Consider the following 5,205-nt stretch of genomic DNA (forward strand, 5'->3'; position numbering starts at 1 on the left):
GTAGTACCTTATTTTGAAAAAAACCTTCAAAAATTAAATGAAAATGGAGGGAACGTAAGTAAGACAAGTGAAAATAGAAAAGAGTTTATAGCGCGCCTGGTCTGTAGAGACAAGGTGGAGATGAGTATGTTTAAATTTACTCAAAATATGATATCTACGGAAAGAAACTTGAAGCTTAAGGTGTATCCTACCCTTGCAATGGCAGTATTTATGCCAGTTCTATTTATTTTTATGGAAAGAGGAAATGGTAAATCATTCATGGATAATATTCAAACAGGCTATGGTGGGAAAATTCATTTATTAATGTATATAAGCATATTCCTATTATGTTTTTGTACAGCGTTTATAAACAATAGTGATAGTTATAAGGGGGCCTTTATATACAAAGTGTTGCCAATAGAAAACCCAGGTATAATACTAAAAGGGGCAATAAAAGGAACTATATTTAAACTGATAATACCACTTTATATATTAGAGGCTACAGTGTTCTTACTATTAAAAGGTCCAATAATAATTATGGACTTACTAGTAATGTTTTTAGTTCTTTTAATATTATCATTAGTGTATTTTAAATTATCAAATAAGGCAATGCCATTTAGCGTAAAGTTCGCTACAGCAGATAGTGGTAAGCTTATAAGACCATCAATAATTACAAGTATGTTGCTTGCAGTATTTGCTATAATCCATATAGTTATTAGAAATAATATGGTATTTGTTGGTGTTTATGCTGGAGTGCTTGTAATAGTTAATGTAATACTCTGGAGAATTAGCTTTAAGGTAAGGTGGAAGGACATACAGATGTAAGGAATAAGGGAGACTCGACAGGCGACTTAAAAATACGGCTGTTTTATGCTTTTAAGTCGCATTTTTTTGCTAGCTACCTAACTGACGGTAGAGCGTTTTTGAATTGAAGTTCTCCACAAAGTATATTTGATTTAATACAAGCCTTTACCTGTTCATACATAGGAAAGTCACTTGTATGATTTATAGTAATATTCATTAATACACCTCTTTTCGATCTAGCGTATACAATAAGCAATATCATGTATACTATATATACACGAGATCGCATTCCAACTCATTAAGTGAATAAAATCAATTGAAAAACATATTCTGGAATTATCATATATACATAATAATCATAAAATTTAATGAAAATTTTTTCAATAATTGTGATTATATTTATGCATTGTAATTGAAATAGTGCAAATAATAATATCACAATTATGACAACTTTTAACTCAAGTTACAATATATTTATTACAATGTTGGACAATTTTACAAGTAAGATATTATATGAATATCAGATGATAATTCAGTTATTTGTAGTTTTTTGAATTATTATGGTGATAGGCTAAGATTATATTGGTCAAAAGGGCTATAATATGGTATTATAGTAGAAAATGGTGAAATAACACATATATAAAAGAAATGTAATTAAATTACAGTTAACTTTATAAATATTTATTAACGGTATTTAAAAAAAACAGATAGTATTGAATAAGGGGGGGTGTAGTTATGAATTTGTTTAGTTTTTTTATTTCTAGATGGGAGACTATATTGGACCTTACAGTGGAGCATTTTATTATGGTGCTTATTGCAATGGCCATTTCCATACTGTTAGGAATCACTGTAGGAATAATAATTACAATGAATAAAAAACTGGCAAGTATAGTTTTGAATATTACAAATGTCATGATGACAATTCCAAGCTTAGCGCTTTTCTCTTTGCTTATTCCTATTGTAGGGATTGGTAAAGCACCAGCAATCGTTGGTCTAGTTGCGTATACACAGTTACCTATTGTTAGAAATGTATATACAGGAATTACAAATATTAAGCCATCTATTATTGAAGCAGCGAGGGGTATGGGACTTACGGAAATGAAGATACTATATAAAATAAAAATTCCACTTGCCTTTTCAGCTATTATGACAGGCATACGAACAGCAGTTGTAATGGGAATAGGAATAGGAGCAATTGCAGGGTATATAGGAGCGGGTGGATTAGGTGTCTATATTTTCCGAGGAATAAGTAGAACAAATGACAATATGGTGATAATAGGAGCAATATTGATTTCACTCATTGCAATATTGGCAGATAAATTACTTGAAAAGATTCAAAAAAAATTTGAGGTATAAATGGGGGTGGAGCTATGATAAGATTTGAAAATGTTACTAAAAGATATAACAATGCAAATGTGGATGCAGTTGAAAATCTAAACCTTCATATTGAAGAAGGCGAAATATGCATGTTAGTTGGATCATCTGGATGTGGTAAAACGACAACTATGAAAATGATCAATAAATTAATCAAACCTACTTCAGGAAATATATTTATTGATGGTAAAAGTATAGAAAACATTAATTCTATAGCATTAAGATTAACTATTGGATATATTATTCAAGATATAGGGTTGTTTCCACATATGACGATTGCTGAGAATATTGCTACTGTACCAGTGGAATTAGGTTGGGATAAAGGTAAAATTAACGCTAGAGTAGATGAATTATTAGAACTTATGGAACTTGATCCGAAAGTTTATCGAAGTAAAAAGCCAAGTGAACTTAGTGGTGGACAGAAACAAAGAGTAGGAGTGGCAAGAGCTTTAGCAGCTAACCCTCCAATAATGTTAATGGATGAACCATTTGGTGCTTTAGATCCTATTACCAGGGGTAAATTGCAGGATGAATTTCTTAAAATTCAGAAAAAAATAAGAAAGACAATTGTATTTGTAACACATGACATTGATGAAGCAATTAAAATGGGTGATAAAATTGTTGTATTGAAAGAAGGAAAAATTCTTCAATTAGGTACACCGTCAGAAATTTTATCTGACCCTATAGATGATTTTGTATCTGAACTCATTGGTGGGAATAGCTCAATAAAAATGATGAACTTAATTAAATGTGAGAGTATTATGCAAAAGGTATGTACTATGGATATAAATCTAACATTTGAAGAAGCAAAGAAAGCATTTTTAGAATCTGGCGTCAATCAAATGCTAGTTACTGAAGACGGTAAAAAAGGTAAATATTGTATTGAACTTAAGGAAATTTTAAAAAGGCAGGGCAAAGTTAGTGAAATAAAAAGAGAAATCATAGACCGGGTTTCAGTGGATGCAACGGCAAAAGATGCACTGTCTGAAATGTTTAGTACTGGGAAACACTATATTTTCGTTGAGGATAGCGATCATGAAATTAAAGGCATAGTCACAATAAACAATTTACTTAAGGTGGTGAGTGATGGTGACAGCAGCTCAATATAAACATTCGAAGGTATACATAAAAAATGTTGTCCTGATTTTAGGTTTGATAGCTATGGGCATTATCTTAAGTATCTATGTTGTTGAAAACCCTCAAGATAGTTTAGTTTCAAGATTAGTTAGTTATAATAAGATTTCTGTTCTACTAAAACAACATCTTTATATTGTTGGAGTATCAAGTGGATTGGCTATAGTGACAGCAGTTCCAGTAGGTATACTTCTGACTAGAAATAAGTTTAGAAAATGGACTTCTAGAGTAGTGAGTATTGTCAATGTTGGGCAAACGATTCCAAGCTTAGCTATTGTAGCCTTGCTTGTTGGTACATTAGGAGTCGGAGCTAAAACAGCTATTATTGCTTTGTGGGTTTATTCGCTTTTACCTATTTTGAACAATACATTAATTGGTATTGGAGGAGTAGACAAAGCAATTATTGAGGCGGCAAATGGAGTAGGAATGAAGGCAAGTCATGTTTTGACGAAGGTGGAAATACCTCTAGCTATGCCAATGATAATAGCTGGCATTAGAACAGCTATTACTATCAATATTGCTTCAGCCATATTAGCAGCTTTTGTTGGTGGTGGTGGTTTAGGGGATTTAATAATTGCTGGAAATAATGTTAGTCGTACGCAAGTACTTGTGTTAGGAGCAGCGCTCCCAGTACTTATGGCACTTATTGCGGATTCTATATTTGGAATTATTGAACAAAAAATAAAAGTATAAGAAGGAGAATGAAGATATTATGAATAAAACTAGTAGAAAGTTTGTAACAATGGGTATTGTACTCGGAATGGTGATTACTACATTAACAGGATGTGGATCAAAGAAAGGCACAATTAGTGTAGGTTCAAAAGAATTTACAGAACAATTGTTGCTGGGTCAAATGACTATATTAGCGTTAGAGGATGCAGGATATAAAGTTGACGATAATACAGGGATTGCAGGCTCAGATAAAGTAAGAAGTGCTCTGGTAAATGATGAAATTGATGTTTATTGGGAATATACGGGAACTGGATGGCAATCACATTTACAACATGATAAGCCTCTGACAGATTCGAAGGACTGCTATGATAAAGTAAAAGCAGAAGACGCAGAAAAGAATGGTATTGACTGGTTAAATTATGCTAATTTCAATAATACCTACACGGTTATGATGAGAAAAACACAAGCTGATGAAATGAAAATTAAAACATTAAGTCAGTTAGGTGCTTATATTAAAGCAAACCCTAGTAAATTGAAATTTGCAGTAGACCATGAATTCACAGCTAGAGCCGATGGGCTACCTGGATTAGAAAAGACATATGGATTTAAGATGACAGAAGCTAATCTTTTAGTTATGGACATGGGTATTATTTATAAGTCACTAAAGGAAAATCAAGCTGATATTGGTATGGGATTTTCCACAGATGGAAGAATCAAAGCATTTGGCTTGGTTAATCTTGAAGATGATTTAGCGTTCTTCCCAGTGTATAATCCTGCTCCAACTCTTAAAACTGAGTTTGTTAAAGAAAATCCTGAAGTTGTAGAGATTTTAAATAAAGTTTCTGCAAAACTAACTAATGAAAATATGACACAAATGAATTATTTAGTAGATATTGAACAAAAGGAGACAAAGACTGTTGCAGAAGAGTGGATGAAAGCAGAAGGACTACTCAAGTAATAGATGATGTGAAGCATATTACTTTGTAGCAATAATTAAAAAAAAATAATTAAAGAAGTAAAAGAGCTACTCTAAAAGGTTATCTTACAAAATTGTAAGATAGCCTTTTTTGTTTGTAAGCAAAGTGATATGGAGTGCACGTAGCGCGAGCTGTATAATATGTCTATAGTGATGAGAAAACAAGAAAAGGGGAGATATAAATGGAAATTCTAAAAGTTGAAAATTTAACCAAAACATATGGTAAAGGCGAAAACAGAGTTGAGGCACTTAAAAATATAAACTTA

At 32.0% G+C, this 5,205-nt stretch carries 5 protein-coding genes and 2 pseudogenes; 6 read left to right on the plus strand and 1 reads right to left on the minus strand.

Features of this window, described 5'->3' with window-relative positions:
- Positions 1 to 804: pseudogene (locus JJE11_RS14265) on the plus strand (hypothetical protein); the annotation flags it as partial.
- Between the two features lie 73 nt (positions 805 to 877).
- Here JJE11_RS14265 and JJE11_RS14270 read toward each other — a convergent pair.
- Positions 878 to 1,000 carry a hypothetical protein gene (locus tag JJE11_RS14270; protein WP_291636788.1) on the minus strand — a complete coding sequence of 41 codons (123 nt, stop codon included), beginning with the start codon at positions 998 to 1,000 and terminating at the stop codon, positions 878 to 880.
- A gap of 518 nt (positions 1,001 to 1,518) precedes the next feature.
- On the opposite strand from JJE11_RS14270, the gene JJE11_RS14275 reads away from it, so the two are divergent.
- The 5 genes and pseudogenes from JJE11_RS14275 to JJE11_RS14295 all read left to right on the plus strand — a co-directional run.
- Complete coding sequence (locus tag JJE11_RS14275; RefSeq protein WP_291636789.1) at positions 1,519 to 2,139, plus strand: ABC transporter permease; 621 nt, start codon at positions 1,519 to 1,521, stop codon at positions 2,137 to 2,139.
- A 14-nt stretch (positions 2,140 to 2,153) separates the two neighbouring features.
- Positions 2,154 to 3,266: an ABC transporter ATP-binding protein gene (locus tag JJE11_RS14280; RefSeq protein ID WP_291636791.1), complete on the plus strand. Its 1,113-nt coding sequence runs from the start codon at positions 2,154 to 2,156 to the stop codon at positions 3,264 to 3,266.
- Positions 3,244 to 3,984, plus strand: a complete 741-nt coding sequence (locus JJE11_RS14285) for an ABC transporter permease (protein ID WP_291636793.1) — start codon at positions 3,244 to 3,246, stop codon at positions 3,982 to 3,984. Before JJE11_RS14280 ends, JJE11_RS14285 begins: the two co-directional genes overlap by 23 nt.
- A gap of 19 nt (positions 3,985 to 4,003) precedes the next feature.
- The gene (locus JJE11_RS14290; RefSeq protein ID WP_291636795.1) at positions 4,004 to 4,921 is read left to right on the plus strand and encodes a glycine betaine ABC transporter substrate-binding protein; all 918 of its coding nucleotides are present in this window, start codon (positions 4,004 to 4,006) and stop codon (positions 4,919 to 4,921) included.
- 200 nt (positions 4,922 to 5,121) lie between these two features.
- Positions 5,122 to 5,205, plus strand: a pseudogene (locus tag JJE11_RS14295) (ABC transporter ATP-binding protein); the annotation flags it as partial.

The organism is Clostridium sp. (assembly GCF_016650095.1).
Taxonomy (GTDB): Bacteria; Bacillota; Clostridia; order Clostridiales; family Clostridiaceae; genus Clostridium_AD.

Bases quoted from the DNA above. Each gene is read 5' to 3' on its own strand.
- JJE11_RS14270 (WP_291636788.1), bottom strand. From the start codon at position 1,000: ATGAATATTACTATAAATCATACAAGTGACTTTCCTATGTATGAACAG.
- JJE11_RS14275 (WP_291636789.1), top strand. From the start codon at position 1,519: ATGAATTTGTTTAGTTTTTTTATTTCTAGATGGGAGACTATATTGGAC.
- JJE11_RS14280 (WP_291636791.1), top strand. From the start codon at position 2,154: ATGATAAGATTTGAAAATGTTACTAAAAGATATAACAATGCAAATGTG.
- JJE11_RS14285 (WP_291636793.1), top strand. From the start codon at position 3,244: ATGGTGACAGCAGCTCAATATAAACATTCGAAGGTATACATAAAAAAT.
- JJE11_RS14290 (WP_291636795.1), top strand. From the start codon at position 4,004: ATGAATAAAACTAGTAGAAAGTTTGTAACAATGGGTATTGTACTCGGA.